At 75.3% G+C, this 20,160-nt stretch carries 16 protein-coding genes; 9 read left to right on the plus strand and 7 right to left on the minus strand.

Going from position 1 to position 20,160, the window contains the following annotated elements; translation table 11 throughout:
- Positions 1 to 38: 38 nt before the first annotated feature.
- Positions 39 to 1,076 carry a methyltransferase gene (locus ACU436_RS15890; protein WP_459025960.1) on the minus strand — a complete coding sequence of 346 codons (1,038 nt, stop codon included), beginning with the start codon at positions 1,074 to 1,076 and terminating at the stop codon, positions 39 to 41.
- Positions 1,077 to 1,085: 9 nt separating this feature from the next.
- Positions 1,086 to 1,703, minus strand: a complete 618-nt coding sequence (locus ACU436_RS15895; protein ID WP_459025961.1) for a carboxymuconolactone decarboxylase family protein — start codon at positions 1,701 to 1,703, stop codon at positions 1,086 to 1,088.
- A gap of 210 nt (positions 1,704 to 1,913) precedes the next feature.
- On the opposite strand from ACU436_RS15895, the gene ACU436_RS15900 reads away from it, so the two are divergent.
- Positions 1,914 to 3,644, plus strand: a complete 1,731-nt coding sequence (locus ACU436_RS15900; protein WP_459025963.1) for an ATP-binding protein — start codon at positions 1,914 to 1,916, stop codon at positions 3,642 to 3,644.
- Between the two features lie 158 nt (positions 3,645 to 3,802).
- On the opposite strand, the gene ACU436_RS15905 is transcribed toward ACU436_RS15900, so the two are convergent.
- Positions 3,803 to 4,180, minus strand: a complete 378-nt coding sequence (locus ACU436_RS15905; protein WP_459025964.1) for a VOC family protein — start codon at positions 4,178 to 4,180, stop codon at positions 3,803 to 3,805.
- Positions 4,181 to 4,337: 157 nt separating this feature from the next.
- On the opposite strand from ACU436_RS15905, the gene ACU436_RS15910 reads away from it, so the two are divergent.
- The 4 genes from ACU436_RS15910 to ACU436_RS15925 all read left to right on the plus strand — a co-directional run bounded on the left by ACU436_RS15910 (position 4,338) and on the right by ACU436_RS15925 (position 10,349).
- Positions 4,338 to 5,495, plus strand: coding sequence for a metallophosphoesterase family protein (locus ACU436_RS15910; protein WP_459025966.1), 1,158 nt, complete (start codon positions 4,338 to 4,340; stop codon positions 5,493 to 5,495).
- The gene (locus ACU436_RS15915) at positions 5,495 to 8,821 is read left to right on the plus strand and encodes an AAA family ATPase (RefSeq protein WP_459025967.1); all 3,327 of its coding nucleotides are present in this window, start codon (positions 5,495 to 5,497) and stop codon (positions 8,819 to 8,821) included. Before ACU436_RS15910 ends, ACU436_RS15915 begins: the two co-directional genes overlap by 1 nt.
- Positions 8,818 to 9,768 (plus strand): hypothetical protein, encoded by a 951-nt coding sequence (locus tag ACU436_RS15920; protein ID WP_459025969.1) that lies wholly within the window; start codon positions 8,818 to 8,820, stop codon positions 9,766 to 9,768. The genes ACU436_RS15915 and ACU436_RS15920 overlap by 4 nt, the downstream gene beginning before the upstream one ends.
- A 62-nt stretch (positions 9,769 to 9,830) precedes the next feature.
- A complete protein-coding gene (locus ACU436_RS15925) occupies positions 9,831 to 10,349 on the plus strand; it encodes a bifunctional nuclease family protein (RefSeq protein ID WP_459025970.1) in 519 nt (172 codons plus the stop codon).
- A gap of 14 nt (positions 10,350 to 10,363) precedes the next feature.
- Here ACU436_RS15925 and ACU436_RS15930 read toward each other — a convergent pair whose 3' ends face one another.
- Complete coding sequence (locus ACU436_RS15930) at positions 10,364 to 11,050, minus strand: SDR family oxidoreductase (protein WP_459025972.1); 687 nt, start codon at positions 11,048 to 11,050, stop codon at positions 10,364 to 10,366.
- 70 nt (positions 11,051 to 11,120) lie between these two features.
- Between ACU436_RS15930 and ACU436_RS15935 the strand changes: the two genes are divergently transcribed.
- The 3 genes from ACU436_RS15935 to ACU436_RS15945 are packed head-to-tail and all read left to right on the plus strand — an operon-like array spanning position 11,121 to position 12,818.
- A complete protein-coding gene (locus ACU436_RS15935; RefSeq protein ID WP_459025973.1) occupies positions 11,121 to 11,708 on the plus strand; it encodes a TetR/AcrR family transcriptional regulator in 588 nt (195 codons plus the stop codon).
- A gap of 4 nt (positions 11,709 to 11,712) precedes the next feature.
- Positions 11,713 to 11,961 (plus strand): hypothetical protein, encoded by a 249-nt coding sequence (locus ACU436_RS15940; protein ID WP_459025974.1) that lies wholly within the window; start codon positions 11,713 to 11,715, stop codon positions 11,959 to 11,961.
- Positions 11,962 to 11,981: 20 nt separating this feature from the next.
- Positions 11,982 to 12,818: an NAD-dependent epimerase/dehydratase family protein gene (locus ACU436_RS15945; protein WP_459025975.1), complete on the plus strand. Its 837-nt coding sequence runs from the start codon at positions 11,982 to 11,984 to the stop codon at positions 12,816 to 12,818.
- 19 nt (positions 12,819 to 12,837) lie between these two features.
- On the opposite strand, the gene ACU436_RS15950 is transcribed toward ACU436_RS15945, so the two are convergent.
- Positions 12,838 to 13,764 (minus strand): TIGR03620 family F420-dependent LLM class oxidoreductase, encoded by a 927-nt coding sequence (locus tag ACU436_RS15950; RefSeq protein ID WP_459025977.1) that lies wholly within the window; start codon positions 13,762 to 13,764, stop codon positions 12,838 to 12,840.
- A 122-nt stretch (positions 13,765 to 13,886) separates the two neighbouring features.
- Between ACU436_RS15950 and ACU436_RS15955 the strand changes: the two genes are divergently transcribed.
- Positions 13,887 to 14,783 carry a LysR family transcriptional regulator gene (locus tag ACU436_RS15955; protein WP_459025979.1) on the plus strand — a complete coding sequence of 299 codons (897 nt, stop codon included), beginning with the start codon at positions 13,887 to 13,889 and terminating at the stop codon, positions 14,781 to 14,783.
- On the opposite strand, the gene recD is transcribed toward ACU436_RS15955, so the two are convergent.
- The gene (gene recD, locus ACU436_RS15960) at positions 14,784 to 16,766 is read right to left on the minus strand and encodes an exodeoxyribonuclease V subunit alpha (protein WP_459025981.1); all 1,983 of its coding nucleotides are present in this window, start codon (positions 16,764 to 16,766) and stop codon (positions 14,784 to 14,786) included.
- Positions 16,763 to 20,119, minus strand: coding sequence for a UvrD-helicase domain-containing protein (locus tag ACU436_RS15965; protein WP_459025983.1), 3,357 nt, complete (start codon positions 20,117 to 20,119; stop codon positions 16,763 to 16,765). Before ACU436_RS15965 ends, recD begins: the two co-directional genes overlap by 4 nt.
- Positions 20,120 to 20,160: the final 41 nt, after the last annotated feature.

Genomic DNA, 20,160 nt, shown 5'->3' on the forward strand with positions numbered 1-20,160 from the left:
GAAACAGCGTTATGGAGCCATGACGCGGTTCGGCCGTCCTACGGCTTGCGGGCGATCAGCACACCGCGGTCGCCCGCGGCGGGCCGGTGCTCGACGTCGACGAACCCGGCCCGCCCGGCCATCTCGGCCAGCTCGCGCACCGACCAGCACTTGCCGGGCGTGGAGTGCATGAGCAGCACCGAGTACTCCGCCACCGCGAGCGGCCCGCCTTTGTCGGCGTCGACGTGCGTGTCGTGGTCGATCAAGCGGCCGCCGGGCGGTAGCGCCGCGAACGACGCGGCGAGGAGGCGCTCGACGCGGGGCGCGTCCCAGTCGTGCAGGACGTGCGAGTAGAGATGCGTGTCGAACCCGGCCGGGAACGGGTCGGAGAACATGTCGCCGGTGATCACGCCGATGTGGTCGGCGAGCCCGCGGGCCGCGAGGAGCGTGCGGGCGGCGGTGTCCACCGGCGGTCGCTCGAACACCGCGGCGCGCATCCCGGGCCGGGTGTCGAGGACGGCGGCGGCGTAGACACCCGAGCTGCCCGCGACGTCGAGGAGCGCCGTCGCCGGCACGTCGGAGATCGCCGCGGCGAGCGCGGGCCCGAGGAAGGCCCCGCGCGCATCCATCGCGGCGGTGATCCGCTCGGCGAAGGCCGGGTCGTCGAGCCGGCCCGACCAGTCCGGCTCGTGCCCGGCCCCCGGCCGCGCGCTGGCCCACGCCGCCTGGTCGCCGGTCCGCAGCACCCGCGCCAACTCCGGCACGGCCGGGCGTTCGGCCAGCGAGCCGTAGTACGGGCGGAGGTCGAACGGGGAACCGGCGACGAGGTGCCGGCGGCCGAGCTCGGTGAGCCGCACCCGATCGACGGGGTCGAGGTCGCGGTCGACGAGGCCCAGCGCCGCGCAGTACGTCAGCAGCACGTCGGCCGGGCGCTCCGCCAGCCCCAGCCCCGCGCACAGGTCCGCGGCGGGTACCGGCCCGCGCGCCGCCAGCCAGGTGAACAGGTCGAGCTCCGCGACGGCGGCGATGAGGAGATCGGCGGCGTAGGCGCCGTCGCGCACCCGGTAGAGCAGGGTCGGATCCGGCATGTCGACCATGGCGGCACGTTAGCCGGTGGCGGCTCGCAGCTGCGCGTAGCGGCGCTTGAGGGCCAGGTTCTTGTTGACCGGGTTCTGGGCCTCGTCCGGCTCGACGCCCGCGTCGACGGCGATCCGGTTCATGCGGCCGATCATGCGGACCAGGTGGGCGATCCGGGCCTCGTCGGCGTCGACGGGCCGGGTCGCGCCGGTGGCGAGCGCGAGCGTGCGGTCGACCCAGAGCGTCTCGGAGTGCAGCCCCGCCTCGTGCAGGACCTGTCGCAGCCGCTGAGCGAGCTCGCGCGGCGGCAGGTCCTTCCACGTCGCGATCGTGCGGGCGTCGACGGGGAAGAGGCGACCGCGGTCGCGCAGGTAGACCAGCTCCAGCGCGAAGGCGTGGCCGAACGCGCAGTACGTGCAGCCGTTGTGCAACGAGATCGCGGCGGCGGCGAGGTGGGTGCGCATCGGGCCGAGCACGTGCATCGTCCACAGCAGCCGGGGCATGTTGACGGCGAACCACAGCACGGATCGGCCGGGCCCCAACGTGCCGACGACGTGCGGGATCATCCGCGGCGCGAAACCCCACAGCACGCGGCACAGGGCTTCCAGCAGCCGGGTGACGAACCGTGTGAGCTCGTCGTGTGACATCCGAGCTCCTCACGACAGGTGATCGGAAGATTACCGAACGGGACGACGCCCAGGTAGACCGCGGGCCATGGTCGTTTCCGGCCGGGTGGATGCGGCGCGCCGCGCCGGGCTACCCGGCACGTCCCGGCGGCGCACTGTCGCTATCGTCGACCCGGCCCGGCTAGCCGAGGAGGAGCCCTGTCCGACGCATCCGCCCCCGCCGTCGGCCGCGTGGTCGGCACGGAGGACTCCACTCCGCTGCAGTTCAGCGTGGCGCTCGCGCCCGAGCAGTACCTGCAGCTGGACGACGTCGTGGTCACCGTGCGCCCGGTGCCGGGGATCGGGCCCGTGCTGACGGCGGGCATCGTCACCGAGGTGCGGGCGCGGCACGAGGGCGCCACGTTCGGCTCGGACGTCTTCCTCATCGCCGACGGCGTGCTGCCCGCGCAGGTCCAGGAGATCGCCGAGGTCACGACCACGCGGGTGGAGCCCGAGTGCTACGTGCCGCCGACGCCCGGTTCCGTCGTCACCCGCGCCACCGGTGAGGAGCGGGCGCAGGCGCTGTACTTCGACAAGATGGACCTCAAGGTGCCGGTCGGGCTCGGCCGCGACGGCGCCCCGATCTACGTGAACCTCGAGTTCCTCGACGGCACGCGCGGCGGGCACGTCTCGATCAGCGGCATCTCCGGCGTGGCGACCAAGACCAGCTTCGCGCTCTTCCTGCTCTACTCGATCTTCCGCAGCGGGGTGCTCGGGCGCCGGTCGGTGAACGCGAAGGCGCTGGTCTTCAGCGTGAAGGGCGAGGACCTGCTGTTCCTCGACCACGCCAACACGAAGCTGAACGAGGACCTGATGTCGGCGTACGCGACGGTCGGGCTGCCCGCGGGCCCGTTCGCGTCGGCCGGGTTCTTCGCCCCGCCCACGCCCGACGACCTGTCCGGGCGGCCGTTCGTCTCGGGCCGGACCAGCGGCGTCAGCGCGTTCTGGTGGACCCTCTCCGAGTTCTGCGCCGAGGAGTTGCTGCCGTACGTCTTCGCCGACGCGGAGGACGAGCGCAACCAGTACACGATGGTGATCCACCAGGTCGCGGCCCGGCTGAAGCGGGAGGCCACCCCCGTCGGGGACGGGGGAGTGGTGGTCGGCGGCCAGGTGCTGCGCACATACGACGACCTGGTCGAGTTCGTCTCCGACCGGCTCACCGACGAGGACGAGCGCCGGGACTGGGCCGGCCCGGTCACCGGCACCGGCACGATCAACGCGTTCCTGCGGCGGCTGCGCTCGAGCCTGCGACCGCTGCGCTCGATCGTCCGCGGCGACCTGACCGACTCCCCGGGCCGGCGGGTGAGCACCGATGCCCACCAGGTCACCGTCGTCGACCTGCACAACCTCCCCGAGCGCGCCCAGCGATTCGTCGTGGGCGTCGTGCTCGCGGGCGAGACCCGCAAGAAGGAGGCCGCCGGGCCGGGCGGGCTGCTCTTCACGATGATCGACGAGCTGAACAAGTACGCCCCGCGCGAGGGTGGGAGCCCCATCAAGGAGGTGCTGCTCGACATCGCCGAACGCGGCCGGTCGCTGGGCATCATCCTGATCGGGGCGCAGCAGACGGCGAGCGAGGTCGAGCGGCGGATCGTCTCGAACTCCTCGGTGAAGGTCGTCGGGCGGCTCGACCCCGCCGAGGCCGGGCGCCCCGAGTACGGCTTCCTCCCACCGTCGCAGCGGCAGCGGGCCACCCTCGCCAAGCCGGGCACGATGTTCGTCTCGCAGCCGGAGATCCCGGTGCCGCTGGCCGTCGAGTTCCCGTTCCCGGCCTGGGCCACCCGGCTGTCGGAGTCGGCCGGGCCGCCGCCGGCCGCCGCGAACGGGCACCCCAACGGTGCCGGCACGAACGGCACCGGGCCCCGCGACCCCTTCGCCCGGCTCCCCGCGGCCCCGGCCGACGAGGACGACGAGGCGCCGTTCTGACGGCGGCCGTGATCGTTCCGAGGTGTGCGGGAGCGCCCTGCCAAGGGCGGAAGCCGAGTTCTCGGAACGACCGATCAAACCGAGATGCGCCTGTGCGCCCCGCCGCGGGCGGTCAGGCCGATCTCGGACCGATCATGCGTTGGCCGGGCCCCGCGGTGTCAGGCGTTCTCCCACAGCCCGATGGTGTTGCCCTCCGAGTCCGTGGCGTAGGCGAACGCGCCCATGCCGGGGAGCTCCGTCCGCTCGCGGACGGTCCGCCCGCCGGCCGCCTCGACCTGCTCGAGCGCCTGGTCCACCGACTCGACGTCGATGGTGAGCACCAGCGCCGGGGTCTCGGAGCTCCGGGGCACGAGGCCGCCGTTGATCGACCCGGCCGTCGTGGGCATCTGGGTGGTCTCGTCGACCTCGGTCGTCCGGACGATCGTGTAGTTCATCGCCGGCATGTCCTGCATCTGCCAGTCGAAGACCGACCTGTAGAACTCCTTCGCCCGGGCCACGTCATCGGCGGGGATCTCGAAGTGCACGACGCTGCGCATGGCGTCGCTTCTACTCCTGCCCGGCGCGCTTGAACAGACCCGTTCAGCGGTGGTCGACGTCGTAGCGGTCGCCTCTCGGCGCACGCGAACGTCTGTTCGGCCGACGCACCGGCGCGCGTCCCCGGACCCGCCGGGAATCGGTCTTACGATCCGCCCGATGCGACTGCTGCACACGTCCGACTGGCACGTCGGCAAGACGCTCAAGGGCCGCTCCCGGCTCGAGGAGCAGGAGCAGGTGCTCCGCGAGATCGTCGGGATCGCGCGGGAGCACGAGGTCGACGCCGTGCTCGTCGCCGGCGACCTCTACGACACGGCGGCGCCGTCGGCGCAGGCCCAGCAGCTGGTGGTCCGCACGCTGATGGGGCTCGCGCGCGACGGTGCCGAGGTCATCGCGATCGCCGGCAACCACGACCACCCCGCCGCCATCGACGCGTACCGGCCCCTCGCGGGCGCGGCCGGCATCACGCTGGTCGGCGCCGTGCGCACCGCGGCGCGCGGCGGCGTCGTCGAGTTCACCGCGAGGTCAACGCGGGAGCGGGCCACGGTGGCCGTGCTGCCGTTCCTGTCGCAGCGCTACGCCGTGCGCGCCGCCGAGCTGGTGGCCAACACGCCCGCGGAGAACACCAACGAGTACGACCAGCACCTGCGCGACATCCTCGGCGCGCTCACCGCCGGGTTCCGCGACGACTCGGTGAACCTCGTGATGGCCCACCTGACGGTGCTGAACGGCGTGTTCGGCGGCGGCGAGCGGGCGGCCCAGTCGATCTTCGAGTACGCGGTGCCGGCCACGATCTTCCCGGTCGAGTCGCACTACGTCGCGCTCGGGCACCTGCACCGGCGCCAGCGTATGGACGCCCCGTGCCCGGTGCACTACTGCGGCGCGCCGCTCGCGATCGACTTCGGCGAGCAGGACAACACGCCCGTCGTCTGCCTGGTCGAGGCGTCGCCCGGCACCCCGGCGCAGGTCACCGACATCCCGATCACGTCAGCGCGGAAGCTGCGCACGGTCCGCGGCACCGTCGCCGAGCTGGCCGCGCTCGCCGAGACCGCGGGCGAGGACTTCCTGCGCGTCTGGGTGCGCGAGCCCGCCCGTGCCGGGCTGCGCGAGGAGGTGGTGGCGTTGCTGCCGAACGCGCTCGAGGTGCGGATCGATCCCGAGTTCGCCGCGCCCGTCGCCGCGTCCCGCCCGGCCGCGGGCCCGGAGCGCACGCCGTCGGAGCTCTTCCGCGAGTACCTCGGCACCCGGGGCGTCGCCGACCCGCGCGTCGAGCAGCTGTTCGCGCGCCTGCACGACCGCGTGACGGGGGCGAGCTGATGCGCCCGGTCGTCCTGGAGATGGCGGGCTTCGGCTCGTTCCGCGAGCCCACCACCGTCGACTTCGCCGGCGCCGACTACTTCGCCTTCGTCGGGCCCACCGGGGCGGGCAAGTCCACGGTGATCGACGCGCTCACGTTCGCGCTGTACGGGTCGGTGCCCCGCTGGGACAACAGCCGCACGGTGGCGCTCGCCCTCGCGCCCACGGTCAACCGCGGCACCGTCCGCCTCGTGTTCGACGTCGGCGGCGCCCGCTACGTCGCGGCGCGGGAGCTGCGGCGGGCGGCGAGCGGTGGTGTGTCGGTGCGCGGGGCCCGGCTGGAGCGGCTGCGCGACCCGGCCGGCACCGGCGGTCCCGGGGAGGAGAGCGAGCCGCTCGCCGACGGCGCGGGCCCCGTCACGAAGGCCGTGGAGGAGCTGCTCGGGCTGCCGTTCGGCGACTTCTGCACCTGCGTGGTGCTGCCGCAGGGCGAGTTCGCCGAGTTCCTGCACACCGAGCCGCGCAAGCGCCAGGAGAAGCTGGTGCGGATCCTCGGGCTCGGCGTCTACGACGTGATCGCGCGCGAGGCCAACAGCGAGGCCGCGGCCCAGCGCCAGCGCGCCGAGGTGCTCGCCGAGCAGCTCTCCGCGTACGCCGACGCCACCGAGGAGGCCGAGGCGGAGGCCGCGGCGCGGGTGGCCGGGCTCACGCAGCTGGCCGAGCGGATCGACGCGGCCGTGCCGGAGCTCGCGGCGGCGTCGGCGGCGCTCGACGTCGCCGAGGCCGGGGCCGGCCGGCTCCGCGGCGAGCGGCAGCTCCTCGCCGCGCTCGCCGTGCCGGACGGCCTCGCCGATCTGGACGCCCGCCACCGCACCGCCGCCGAGCAGCGGGCCCTGGTCGCCGAGCGGGCCGGCGCGGCGGAGGCCGCCGACACGGACGCCCGCGAGCGGCTCGCCGGCGCCCCCGCCCGCGGACCCCTCGAACAGGCGCGCCGCCAGCACGCCGAGCTCGGCACGCTCACCGCGGAACTGCCCGGGGCCCGCGAGCGGCACGAGAAGGCCGCCGCCGCGTACACCACGGCCGCGAGCGACGCGGTCGACGCCCGCGCGGGCATGGAGGGGACCCGCACCGACCGTGACGCCGCCGCCGCCCTGCTGGCGGAGCGGCAGGACGCCGTGCACCGGCTCGTCGCGGAGCGCGACGCCCTCCGCGCGATCGCCGTGCCGGCCGGGCTCGACGCCCTGCAGCAGCGCCGCGCCGCCGCCGACTCCGCGCTCGCCGACGCCACGGCCGCGCTGGAACGCAAGGAGTCCGCCGACGCCGCGGCCCGCGCCGCGCTCGCCGCCGCCCCCGCGCGCGGCCCCCTCGAACAGGCGCTGCGCGACCGGCGCGAGCTCGACCGCATCGAGGCCGAGCGCGGCACCGCCGCGTCGCAGGCCGCCGAGGCGGAGCGGGCCGCGCAGGCCGCGGCCGCCGCCGTCGCCGAGGCGCGGCACCGGCTCGACCATGCCCAGGAACGGCACCGGCTCGCGCTGCGCGCCGACCTCGCGGCCACGTTGCGGCCCGCGCTAGGCGCGGGCGACCCGTGCCCCGTGTGCGCGCAGGCCGTGGCCACGCTGCCGCCGCCCGCCGCCCCGGGCGGCGACCTCGCCGGCGCCGAGGAGGCGGTGACGGCGGCGTCCGGCGCCCACGACGATGCGCGCCGGGAGGAGGCCACCGCGATCTCGGTGCGGGAGCGCACCCGCGGCGAGGTGGAGCGGCTCGACGCCGAGCTGGGTCGGCTGCGGTCGGCGCTGGTCGAGCACGGTGCGGGTCCGTCCCTCCCGACCCTCGCCGACCTGGACGCCGCACTCGCCGGCCTCGACCGGCTCGCGCGCGCGGCCGACGAGTCCGCCGAGGGCGTGCGGGCGGCCCGGCGGGCCCGCGACGGGGCCGCGGCGGCCGTCGAGGAGCTGCGGGCCGAGGTCGACGCGGCGGCGGCCGGGCTGCGCGCCGCGCGTGACCCGCTCGTCCCCTTCGGCGCCCCCGCCCCGGCCGGCACCGACGTGCTCGCCGGCTGGACCGCGCTCGTCGAATGGGGTCGCACCGAGGGCGCCACCCGCGAGGGCGCCCTGCCCGCCGCCCGGGAGGCCGCCGTCGAGGCCGAGCAGCGGCGGGACACCGCCGAGCAGGCCTGGCGTGGCGCGGAGCGGGCCGCCGGCGAGCGGCACCGCGACGAGACCGCCGCCGCGCGGGCCGAGCAGGAGGCCCGCAGCGCCGTCGACACCGCGGAACGGCGGGCCGCGCACCTGCGGGCCGAGCTGCGCGACGCCCCGTCCGACCGGGACGCCGCCGCGGCCCTCGACGGGCTCGGCGCGCTCGAGGCGGCCGTCCGCGAGGCCGACGCGCAGCTGCGCACGGCCCGCGCCGCGGGGCGTCCCGCGGACCGCAGCGCCACCGACGTCGCGCGCGAGGTCACCGCAGCATGGGACGCGCTGCGGGCTGCGCGCGACCCGCTCGTGCCGCTCGGTGCCCCCGCCGTCGGCGGGGACGAGCTGCTCGCGGCCTGGCAGGAGCTCGTCGCCTGGTCGGGGCGCGAGGCAGAGGCGCGCGCCGCGCTCCTCGCCGACGCGGCCACCACGGCGGAGGACACCCGGACGGCCCGCGACGCCGTCGAGCGCCGGATCGCCGACGACCTGGCCACCCACCAGGTGTCGGCCGCCGCCCCGCTCGGCGGCACGGCACCGGCCGCCGTCGCCGCGGCGGTCGCCCGGGCCCGTTCGGCCCAGGAACGGGTGGCGGAACGGCGGGCCGCGGCGGAGCGGATCCGGGCCGACCGGGACGAGGCCGAGTCGGCCCAGCAGGTCGCGAAGCTCCTCGGCAGCCTGCTGCGCTCCGACGGGTTCCCGCGCTGGCTCGTCGCGTCCGCGCTGGACGCGCTGGTGGCCGACGCGTCGGAGAGCCTCGCGGAGCTGTCGGGCGGCCAGTTCGCGCTCACCCACGAGGGCGGCGAGTTCCTCGTCATCGACCACGCCGACGCCGATGCGCGGCGCCCGGTCAAGACCCTCTCCGGCGGCGAGACGTTCCAGGCCAGCCTCGCGCTCGCACTGGCGCTGTCGGCGCAGATGGCGGGCCTCGCCGCGCAGGGCGCAGCCCACCTGGAGTCGATCTTCCTCGATGAGGGATTCGGCACCCTGGACGAGGCCAACCTGGACGTCGTCGCGAGCACGCTCGAGAACCTCGCCACCCGCGGCCACCGGATGGTCGGCGTGGTCACCCACGTGCCCGCGCTCGCCGAGCGCGTGCCGGTGCGGTTCGTGGTGAACCGGGACCAGCGCACCTCGACGGTCACCCGGGAGTCGCTGTGAAGTTCGCCGTAGACCCGTGGGACCCGTCCTACGGCACGAGCCTGGACGCGGAGCGCGGTGAGTCGGCCGCGCAGGTCACGCTCGACGTCGAGCTGCCGACAGCGGAGTGGCAGCCGATCGACCCGGACCCCACCGCCGTCCCGCCGGAGGCCGTGCTCTTCGTCGACGGCGTGCGCCGGGTCGACGCGCAGCTCTGGGTGGAGGACGGGAGCCCGGAGTCGGCGCCCGCGCTGTGCGCCTCGTACGCGGCGGGCGTGGTCTGCTGCTGCCGGGACGGGGGCGCGCACGTGCTCGCCGCCGACGTCCGCCGCGGGCTGTTCACCACCGCCGACTCGGCCGACGACGTCCGCACCGCCGCCGGGACCTACCGGGCCACCCGCACCGCGCCGCACCCCGACGTCGCGCCCGCCCAGCTGCTCAGCCTCGCCCTGCAGCGCGAGCTGGCCGACACCGAGCTCGCCGCGGCGGCCGCCGCCCGCAGCGGTCACGGTGTGCCGGACGACCTGCTCGTCGTCGACGGCCCGCTGCGCGGGCGCCAGCACCTGCCCCGGGCCATCGGCTTCGTCAAGACCCACCGCAGCGACTACCTGCCCGCGCAGCTCGGCGGGGTGGTCGCGATGCTGCGCACCGGGCAGCGCACGCCGGTGTTCCGGCTCGGCAGCTCCTGGGAGCGCCACACCTGGTACCTGCGCCTGCCCTGCCGGCCGGGAGCGCCGTGGGCGGGCATCGTGCGGGTGGAGTGCAGCGCCGACCTCCCGGCCGCGGAGGCCGTCGCGCACGCCGCGCGTAGCCAGGCCACCCTGCCGAGGTTCGCCTCCACCGAGTACAAGGACTCCCGCGCCCCGCAGAACCTCTACCCGATCGCGGGCCTCGAACGCGAGCTACGCCGCCGCCTGGGCGAACCCAACCTGCTCTACCGTGCGCTGCGGAAGGCTGCGGCCGCCTGACTCCGGTTGACGCGGCGTGCCGGGCGCGGAACCGTGGACGTCGGAGCCGGAAGGGGGTCGCCGTGCAGGAGATGCGAGTGGTCGCGCTCGGCAGGGACCCGATGGCGGTGCAGCCGGTGCTGCTCCTGCAGGAGACCGGCGGCCGGCGGCGCGTGCTGCCGGTGTGGGTGGGCGTGCCGGAGGCCACGGCCATCGAGCTCGCGCGCCGGCACGTCGAGCTACCCCGGCCGCAGACCCACCAGTTGATCCTCGACGTCGTGCGCTCCCTCGACCGCCGGCTGCAGCTCGTCCGCATCACGATGCTGCGCGACAGCGTCTTCCACGCGGAGCTCGTGTTCGACGGCGAGGTCCGCGTGTCGGCCCGGGTGAGCGACGCGGTGGCCATGGCCTTGCACGTCGACGTCCCGATCGAGGCCGAGGACGCCGTCCTCGACGAGGCCGCGGTGGCCGAGGTGGGAATGGTCAGCCCCGCGGCGGAGGAGGACGAGACCGACGGTGGGACCCCGTCGGAGGAGGAGCTGGAGCGCTTCCGCCGCTTCCTGGACAACGCCTCACCGGAGGACTTCGGCAACTCCAGCTGACGGGCACGAGAACCTCAGGAGACGGTGAACCCGCCGTCGACGGGCAGGATCGTCCCCGTCACGTACGTCGCGCCGACGAGGTAGTCCACGGCCCGGGCGACGTCGTCCGGGCGGCCGACCCGGCCGGCGGGCACGGCCTGCGCGGCCGCGGCGAACCGGTCCTGCCGCTGGTCGTCGGGGAGGAACGACCACCACGGCGTGTCGATCACGCCCGGCGACACGGCGTTGACCCGCACCGGGGCCAGCTCGGCGGCGAGCGGTGGCACGATCCGTTCGATCGCGCCGTTCACGGCGGCGAGCGCCACGGTGCCCGGCAGCGCCGCGCGAGCACTCGCCGCGGAGATCAAGGTGATCGAGCCGGTGACCCGGGCGTGCCGGATCGCCGCGAGGTAACCGAACAGCTTGCCGTCGAACATGGCTCGGATGGCGGCGGGGTCCGCCTCCCGGAGCGGCCCCATGCCGATCGACCCGGTGCTGAAGGCGAGGACGAGGTGGTCGATCTCGCCCGTGCGTCGGAAGAACGCGGAGAGCTCCTCCTCGCTGGTGCCGTCGACCTGCTCGGCGGCCGTGACCCGGTCCTTGACCGCTGCGAGCTTCTCCGGGTTCCGCCCGGTGACGATGACCTCGGCCCCGCTGCCCGCCAGCCGCTCGGCGGTGGCGAGCCCGATGCCCGAGGTGCCTCCCATGATCACGACCCGCACGACGTACCTCCATTTCAAGACGCTACGTCTCGATACTAAATCGAGACGGGCCGTCTTGTAAACTGCGCGCATGACCGGAGACCGGCTGCCCGGCCGCCCGCGCAGCGAGTCGACCCGTCGGGCGATCGAGGCGGCGGCCCTCGACGAGCTGCGGGAGCGGGGCTACGCGGGCCTCACGATCGAGGGCATCGCGGCCCGTGCCGGCGCCGGCAAGCAGACGATCTACCGGTGGTGGAGGTCGAAGGCCGACGTCGTGCTCGACGCCATGGCGGGCTTCGCGGACGCGATCGTGCCGATCCCGGACAAGGGCTCGCTGCCCGACGACCTGCTCGCGTTCCTCGTCGCGTCGTTCCGCCAGCAAGGAACGCGCCCCGCACTCGCCGGTCTGATGGCGCAGGCGGTGTTCGACCCGGAGTTCGCCGAGGCGTTCCGCGAGCGGTTCATCTCCGTCCGGCGTACGGCGTTGCGCGGGATCCTCCAGCGCGCCGCGGCCCGCGGCGAGATCGCCGAGGACGTCGACCTCGAGTTGCTCGTCGACGTCGCGTTCGGGGTGCTGTGGTACCGGCTCCTGCTCGACCACGCCCCGCTGGACGACGCCACGGCGCGCGATCTCGCCGCGCTCATGGCGCGCGCCGCCGCCCCGGAACGTCGAGACTGAGAACGTGCCCGAGCTCCCCGAAGTGGAACGCGCGCGCCAGGCGATCGAGGCCGCGCTCGACCGCGAGATCGTCGGCGTCGACGACGGTGACGAGTGGGTGTGCCGCTGCTCTTGCAGGCCCCGCGGCGCGCACACCGGCGAGGCGATCTCCTTCCGGAAGGAGGGCGCGGCCTGCCCGCGCTGCGGTGCCCCGATGGAGCACGGCCGGGTCGGCGGGCGGTCGACGTGGTGGTGTTCCGCGGAACAGTCGTGATTGACGAGAGGATCGACAGCATGCGCATCGCCGTCACGGGGAGCAACGGCAAGATCGGACGGGCCGTCACCGCACGGCTGCGCGAGGACGGCCACGACGTGGTCGGCTTCGACGTCGACGGCGCGAGGGGTGCCGGCTTCACCCGGGTCGATCTGTGCGACTACGGGCAGACCCTCGACGCGCTCCTCGGTGTCACCTTCCGGCACGACGGCATCGACGCGCTCGTCCACCTCGCCGCGATCCCCGTCAACGGGCTCGTCCCGGACGCCACCACGTTCCACCACAACATGGCGGTCACGTTCAACGTCCTCCACGGCGCGCACCGGGCCGGGATCGCGAGGATCGCGTACGCCTCCAGCATCAACGCGATGGGGTTCCCCTTCGACGAGCCGCCGCCCTACCTGCCGCTCGACGAGGGGTACACGGCGGCGAACAACACGTACGGCCTGGTGAAGGTCATGGAAGAGACGATGGTCGGGCAGCTCGTGCGCTGGGACCCGGAGCTGTCGGTCACCGCGTTGCGCTTCACGAACGTGGTCGGCGAGGACGAGTACGGCTCGTTCGCGCGGGCCGGGGAGCTCGACTACCGCCGCGACCTGCTCGGCTCCTACGTCGACGCGCGCGACGCCGCGCTCGCCGTCTCGCTCGCGCTGGAGAAGGGCACGCCCGGCTTCGAGGTCTACGCCATCGCCGCGTCGGACACCGGCCTGACCATCCCGTCGGCGGAGCTCGCGGCGGCGTGGTTCCCGGGCGTACCGGTGCGCAAGGAGCTGGGGGAGTTCGAGACGCTGCTGTCGATCGACAAGGCGGCCGAGCGCCTCGGCTACGTCCCCCGGCACCTGTGGCGGGAACGTTGATCCGGGGCCGCGGCGGCGGTCAGCCGAGCTCGGCCAGTGCCGGGGCGAGCCGTTCCAGCTCGTCCACGCCGGTGCCGAAGTCGCCGCCCACGGGGCGCATCACCAGGACGTGATCCGCGCCGGCGGCGAGGTGCTCGCGCACCTTCGCCGCGATCGAGGCGGGGTCGCCGTGGCCGATGACCGCGTCCACCAGCCGGTCGCTCACCTCGGCGATCTCCTGCTCCGGGTAGCCGAGCTGGCCGAGGGTGTGGGCGTAGGACGCGGCCACCCTGCCGATCCGGCTCGACACGACCTCGCGCGCGGTCTCCCTGGCCCGCTGCGCGTCGGTGTCCACCACGACGGACAGCCCGACGACCAGGAGCTTGTCCGGGCCGAGCCCCTGCCTGGCCCGAGCGGTGAACTCGGGGGGGACCATGGCCGGGAACGCCCCGTCGCTGATCTCGCCGGCCAGCGCGAGCATCTTCGGCCCGACCGCGGCGAGGATCCGCGGGTAGGCCACGTCCGGCGCGGGCAGCTGGGTCGGGTCGGCCATCCGGTCGACGTAGTCGCGCATCGTGGCCAGCGGGCTCCCGAACTCGCGCCCGGCGCTGGCGGCCTGCTGCGGGTAGCCGACGCCCAGGCCCAGCACGAACCGGCCGGGATAGGCCTGGGCGAGCAGCGCCGCCCCACCGTGCGCGGTCTGCGGGGCCCGGGCCCAGATGTTGGCGATGCCGGTGCCGAAGGTCATCCGCTGGGTGGCTGCGAGCAGCACGGCCAGTTGCACGAAGGCGTCCTTGCCGCCGACGCCCTCGTTGGTCCACGCGGCGCGGTAGCCGGCGCGTTCGAGCCGACCGACCGCCTCGCGCTGCACGTCGACCGGCGCCGCCTCGGCGAGCGGCGACGGCAGGAACACCCCGACCGGCCCCAACGCCTCCCGGGCAGCCTGGACCACGGTGGTGGGTTGCATGCGGATCCTCTCCGGAGATGGTGGCTCCACGATGCGTCCACGTCGCGCCCCCGGTCCAAGATCTGTTCCTCATCAGGCAATACGTTTCAGGCATCGCCGCAGCTCGCAGCTATGATGAGGGTGTGCCCTCGCTACCGGTGGACCTCGACCTGCGGCTGGCGCGCTACTTCGTCGCCGTGGCCGAGCACCGGCACTTCGGCCGGTCCGCCGCCGCCCTGCACACCGCGCAGCCGTCCCTGAGCCGGCAGATCCGCCGCCTCGAACAGCAGCTGGGCGCGCGCCTGTTCGACCGCACCCCGCAGGGCTGCCGGCTCACCGAGGCCGGCGAGGTCTTCCTCCCGCACGCCGTCGCGCTGCTGCGCGCCGCGGCCGAGGCCGCGGCGCTCACCCGGGCCGCGGCCGACCCCAGCCGCATCACGATCGGCTACACCACCGGTCTCATCGTCACCCCGGCGGTGCGCGAGCTGCGCCACCGGCACCCCGACGCCGAGGTGCGCACCGTGCACCTGTCCTGGAACGGACCGCGCACCGCGCTGCTGGACCACCGCGTGGACGCGGCGATGACCCGGCTGCCGTTCGCCACCGACGGGCTGCACGTCACGGTGCTGTACGACGAGCCCCGCCTGCTCCTCGTGCCCCGGTACCACCGGTTGGCGGGCAAGGAGTCCGTCACGCTCGACGACATCGCCGACGAACCCCTCCCGACGGTCCGCAACCCCGATCCGGCCTGGAGCGCGTTCTGGCGCATCGACCCCCGCCCGGACGGACGCCCGGCACCCGACGGCCCACTCGTCGAGGACGGCCAGGACAAGCTCGAGCTCATCGCCGCCGGGGAAGCCGTGGCCATCGTGGCGGGGTCCCACGCCACCGGCCTGCGCCCCGACCTCACGACGGTCCGGCTCGAGGGCGTCGAGCCCTGCCACGTCGTGCTGGCCACCCGCGCCGGCGACCGCAACCGCCTCGTGGCCCAGTTCCGCAAGATCGCCGAAGCCCACCTGTCCTGCCATCCGGCCGTGTGACTAGTTCAAGCGTCCGAGCCGATGGCGCAGGCCGCTCGCCCGGCTGACCGGCCGGGCCACCGCGGCGCGCACCGCCTCCTCGGTGCCGACGACCCGGACGAACTCGGCGGCCCGGGTGACCGCCGTGTACAGCAGCTCCCGGGTGAGCAGGGGGGACTCGGCGGGCGGCAGCACCACCGTGACCCGCCGGAACTGGCTGCCCTGGCCGCGGTGGACGGTCATCGCGTGCACCGTGGCCACCTCGGACAGGCGGGCCGGCGGGTGCAGGGTGGGCACGCCGCCGCGCGTGAACGCGACCCGCAGACCCTCCGGCGTGGCGACCGCGACGCCGGTGTCGCCGTTGAACAGCCCCACGTCGTAGTCGTTGGCCGTGACGAGGACCGGGCGGCCCGGGTACCAGGGACCCGTCGGCGCATCGGGCAACGCCGAGCGCAGCCACCGCTCGATCTCGGTGCTCCAGCGCGTGACGCCGTGCGGGCCCCTGCGGTGTGCGCACAGCACCCGGTGGCGTTCGAGGGCCGCGAGGGCGGTGGGGACGTCGCCGTCGAGGGCCGCATCGGTGAGCTCGCGGCCCGCGGCGACGACGTCCTTCCGCACCCCGTCGGTGGCGTCGGGCGCGACGAACTCCAGGTCGGGGTGGCCCCCGTGGAGCAGCGCCACCGCGGAGTCGGCGTCGCCGGCCTGCACGGCCCGGGAGAACTCGGCGATGGCGCCGCCGAAGCGCCACACGTGCCGCAGGGTGACCACGCCATTGATCACCGACCCGTCGACGAGGCCGCCCGCCACGCCAGCGGCCTCGAGAGCGGCGTCGAGGCTCGCCTCCGGCTGCCCCGGCGCACGGGCCAGGTCGCCGAGGACCGCGCCCGCCTCGACCGAGGCCAGCTGGTCGGGGTCGCCCACCAGCACGATCCGGGCCTCCGACCGCACCGCCTCCAGGAGCCGGGCCATCATCGTGAGCGACACCATCGACGTCTCGTCGACCACCACCACGTCGAACGGCAGCCGCTGGGCCCGGCCGTAGCGGAAACGCCCGCCCGGTCGCCAGCCGAGGAGCCGGTGGAGGGTGGCGGCGTCGGGAGTGCGGGACCGCAGCTCGGGGGGCAGCTCGGCCGCGACCGCCTCCTGCAGCCGGGCGGCCGCCTTGCCGGTGGGGGCGGCGAGCGCGACCCGCAGCGGCGGGCCCGGCTGGTCGTGGAGCAGGGTGAGCAGCCGCGCGACGGTGGTGGTCTTGCCGGTGCCCGGCCCGCCGGCGAGCACCGTGACCCGCCGCAGCACGCTCACCGCGGCCGCCAGCCGTTGCCGCTCCGAACCCGGCGCCGAGAAGTGCCGCTCCAGGCCCGCGTGCAGCATCGCGATGTCGACCTCGGGTGGCGCGGCCGCGGCCCGCTCCGTGAGCGACCGGCGCACCACCTCCTCCTCGCCCCAGTAGCGCGCGAGGTAGAGCAGCCCGTCGACGAGCCGCAGCGGACGGCCCCCCGGCTCGTGCGGCCCGTCGGTGACGACGGGGCTCGCCGCGCACGTCGCCAGCCAGCGCGGCGGTTCGGGCCAGGGCAGCGCGGAGACGTCGACGAGCTCGTCGCCCTCGCCCAGCACGGTGTGGCTCACCGAGGAGAGGTCGACGCACACCGACCCCAGGCGCACCGCGCGCACGGCCAGCGCCACGGCGAGCAGGACCTCCTCGTCGGTCTCGCCGCCGAGGCGCCCGATGCGCTCGGCCACGTGCACATCGGCGGGATCGAGCACGCCCGCGGTGTTGAACTCCCCGAGCAGGCCGTCGGCCGCGCGGGCCAGCCGGACGTCACCCAGATCCAGTGCCCCCCGCCGGGAGTCCGTTGCGTATATCGGCGGATCCAGGTTTTCGCTGGGTGTGCCGGCGGGCCGTCCCTCGTATTGGACATACTCGGGCGGCTCGCCGGTGCGGCCAGCGGGAAGCTGGGCCGTCGAGATATGTGGCGGACTCCCGGCGGGGGGCACTCGGGTCATGCCCGCTCTCCGTCCAGCAGCGCGGACAGCTCCTGCACGAGCGCGGCGGGCGGCGACCAGCTGAACACGCCGCACGGCACGCCGTCGACCGTCGGGGTGTCGGGCCCGCACATCCCGCGCACGAACAGGTACAGCACCCCGCCGAGGTGGTGCTCCGGCGCGTAGCCGGGAAGCCGCCAGCGCAGGTACCGGTGCAGCGCGACGCCGTAGAGCAGCGCCTGCAGCGGGTAGTGCGCGGCGATCATCGCCTCGGCGAGCCGCGGCGGCGTGTAGTGGGCGGACGTGAGCGGCTCGCGGCCCTCGGGACCCATCGGCCCGAGCCAGTTGGTCTTGTAGTCGACCACCGCGAACCGCGGGCCGGGCAGCCGCAGCACGGCGTCGATGCTGCCGGTGAGGTAGCCGCGCAGCGGCTGCTCGTCGAGCCCCGCGAGCGCATCGGGGTAGTCGCGCAGGGGATCGTCGGCCGGGAGGTGCCGGCGCAGCACCGGTGCGAGGGCGCTGAGGGCCACGGGAGGGCCGGGGTGATCGCCGCCGGCGAGGGGGAGCTCGAAGTCGAGCTCGGCGAGCCGGTCCGGCGGAGCGATGTCGGCGAGGCGCAGGCCGCCCGCGAGGGGACCGAGCGGGGTGCGCGCGGCCGGCAGCAGTGCCGCGGCCAGCTCCTCGGCCTCGACACCCGGCGCGGGATGGTGCACGAGCTGCTCGCCCGCGCGGGCGGTGAGCTCGCCGGCCAGGTCGGCCGCGGTGAGGTCGGCCGCCTCGAACACCCCGTGGACCAGGGTGCCGAAGTCGGCCCCGAGCGGCAGCTCGGCCATCGGCGACGGGAGCGTGGCACCGCCGGGGGCGCCCGCACCGGGTGCCAGCTCGACCGCAGCCTCGTCGTCGATCCCCGGTGCCTCGGGCTCGCTGCCGACGCCCGGCCCGTGGCCGTGGCTCGCCCCGGCCGTGAGCGCGCTGTAGGACGTGCGCCGCCAGGCGACGTCCACCATGCGGGAGAACTCCGCGGCGCGCAGCTCGCCCGCGCCGCCGGCCGGGGTGGAGAACGCGAGGGCGCCCTGCGAGAACCCGATCTCCTCCACGGCGATCCGGCTGCCGCCGAGCCCGCGCAGCGCGTGGAGCGCGGCGTTGTCGGCAGGCACCCGGTAGGCCTCCGCCGGGTCCCGGCCCGGGTCGGGCCGCCCGATCAGCAGCCGGTGCAACGGGGACGTGGCCGTGGTGGTGGCCGGCACCCACCACGTGACCACCTGGCAGCGCGCCCGGGTGAGGGCGACGTAGAGCAGCCGCAGGTCCTCGCCCGCCTCCTCCGCGCGGTGCCGGGCGACCCGCTCCTTCCAGCCGTCGCCGGACTCGCCGCCGACGTCGAGCACCCGGGCGCCCGACTCGTCGTGCAGGAGCGGCACGTCCGGGTCGCGGACGTTGCGGTCCCAGCCGAACGGCACGTAGACGATCGGGAACTCGAGGCCCTTGCTGCGGTGGATCGTGATGATCTGGACGGCTGCCGCGTCGGACTCCAGCCGCCTGCTGCGCTCGACCACCACGTCCTGGGCGGCCTCGGCGATGCGGTGACGCAGCCACTCCACCAGCGCGGCCGGGCCGAGGTGCTCGGACACCGCGGCGGCGTGCAGGGTCTGGGCGACGTGACGCAGGTCGGTGAGCAGCCGCTCGCCGTCGGCGATGCCGAGCAGCCGGCCCGGCAGCCCGGTGCCGGTGGTGACCGCCTCCAGCAGGGCGGCGACGCCGCGCTCGTGCAGCACCGCCGCCCAGGCCCGGAGCGTGGCACCGATCTCGTCGAGCAGGGACTCGGCGCGGGGGCCGCAGAGCTCGGTGACCGTGTGGCCGAGGAAGGGGGTGAGCGCGGCCGCCCGTACCCGTACCGCCCGCGGCTGCTCCAGCGCCTCCAGCAGCGTGAGCCACTCCCCGGCCACCGGGGTGCCGAACACGCTGGCGGTGCCCGACAGGACCGCGGGCACGCCCACGGCGGCGAGGGCCTGGCGGATCATCGCGCCCTGGTCGTTGGTGCGCACCAGCACCGCGACGTCGCCGGGCGCGACCGGCTCGCCGCCGACGGTGGCCGCGCTCCCCAGCAGCGCCGCGATGTCGGACGCGGCGTCGCGCGCCACGAGCTCGCGGGCCGGTGCGACGACGGCGAGATCGCGGCGCGGCGCCTTGGGGAGCCCGGCGCGGGAGGCCACGCGCAGCCGGAACGGCGTGTCGACCGGCGCGCCCCGCAGCCTGCTACCGGGATGGGCGGACTCGACGGGGTGCACGGTGATCCGCGGGTCGCCCAGCGCGGCCCCGGCGAACACCGTGTCGAGCGCATCCAGCAGGACCGCGTCGCTGCGCCAGTTGCGGGCCAGCGTGGCGTGGTGGTCGGCAGCCTCGGTGGCGTCGAGGTAGCTGACGACGTCGGCCCCGCGGAACGCGTAGATCGCCTGCTTCGGGTCGCCGATCAGCACCAGCGTGGTGGACCCGTGGAAGGCGCGGCGCAGGATCTGCCACTGCACCGGGTCGGTGTCCTGGAACTCGTCGACCAGCACCACCCGGTAGCGGGCCCGCAGCCGGGCGGCCGCGCCGCGCGCCGGATCGGCCAGGGCGTCGGCGAGCCGGGTGAGCATGTCGTCGTAGGTGTAGATGCGCCGCACCCGCTTGCGCCGCGCCACCTCGGCCCGCACGGCGGAGCCGAACCGATGCCGGACGTGGGCGGTGCTGCCGGGCTCGGCGTCGCGCGGTTCGAGCCGCGCCTGACCGTCGTGCACGGCCCGGCGGGCGAGGGCGAGCGCCTCGGCCCGGCTGAACGCGGGGGTGCCGGCCCCGCGGGCGCCGTACTTGCGGACGTAGAAGTCGTCGACCACCTCCGCGACGACGTCGTCGATCGACTCGACGAACTCGGCGTCGCGGTCGCCGTCACCCGCCACGCCGAGGCCGGCGAGCATCTGCTGGCAGAACTGGTGGGTGGTGGCGATGGTGGCCGCGTCGAAATGGATGATCGCGCGGGCGAGCCGGGACCGCCGGGCGGCGACCTCGGGACCGGGGGCGTCGGCGAGCAGCCGCACGACCGCGTCGCTCCCGGCGCGGGCGGCGTCCGGATCGGCCAGGCCGCGCTCGGCCGTGACGAGCCGCTCCCGCACGCGTTCGCGCAGCTCCTGGGTGGCCTCCCGGCCGAAGGTGACGAGCATGAGCTCGGGCAGCGAGGCGTGGCCCTCGGCGACGTAGCGCGCGGCGAGCGCGGCGATCGTGAACGTCTTGCCGGTGCCGGCGCTCGCTTCGAGGACCGTGGTGCCGGTGGGCAGCTCGCCGCAGACGTCGAACGCGGCGGGCGCGAGCACGGGTGCGGTGGGGAACGGGATGACGGTCATCGCCGGGCCTCGATCGTCGCATGGAGCGAGCGGCACTTTCG

The sequence above is a fragment of the Pseudonocardia wallangbongensis genome, assembly GCF_054486945.1.

What these genes read in the sequence shown, in the direction of transcription:
- ACU436_RS15890 (WP_459025960.1), bottom strand. Translation starts at nt 1,076, where the DNA reads ATGGTCGACATGCCGGATCCGACCCTGCTCTACCGGGTGCGCGACGGC.
- ACU436_RS15895 (WP_459025961.1), bottom strand. Translation starts at nt 1,703, where the DNA reads ATGTCACACGACGAGCTCACACGGTTCGTCACCCGGCTGCTGGAAGCC.
- ACU436_RS15905 (WP_459025964.1), bottom strand. Translation starts at nt 4,180, where the DNA reads ATGCGCAGCGTCGTGCACTTCGAGATCCCCGCCGATGACGTGGCCCGG.
- ACU436_RS15910 (WP_459025966.1), top strand. Translation starts at nt 4,338, where the DNA reads ATGCGACTGCTGCACACGTCCGACTGGCACGTCGGCAAGACGCTCAAG.
- ACU436_RS15915 (WP_459025967.1), top strand. Translation starts at nt 5,495, where the DNA reads ATGCGCCCGGTCGTCCTGGAGATGGCGGGCTTCGGCTCGTTCCGCGAG.
- ACU436_RS15935 (WP_459025973.1), top strand. Translation starts at nt 11,121, where the DNA reads ATGACCGGAGACCGGCTGCCCGGCCGCCCGCGCAGCGAGTCGACCCGT.
- ACU436_RS15945 (WP_459025975.1), top strand. Translation starts at nt 11,982, where the DNA reads ATGCGCATCGCCGTCACGGGGAGCAACGGCAAGATCGGACGGGCCGTC.
- ACU436_RS15950 (WP_459025977.1), bottom strand. Translation starts at nt 13,764, where the DNA reads ATGCAACCCACCACCGTGGTCCAGGCTGCCCGGGAGGCGTTGGGGCCG.
- recD (WP_459025981.1), bottom strand. Translation starts at nt 16,766, where the DNA reads ATGACCCGAGTGCCCCCCGCCGGGAGTCCGCCACATATCTCGACGGCC.
- ACU436_RS15965 (WP_459025983.1), bottom strand. Translation starts at nt 20,119, where the DNA reads ATGACCGTCATCCCGTTCCCCACCGCACCCGTGCTCGCGCCCGCCGCG.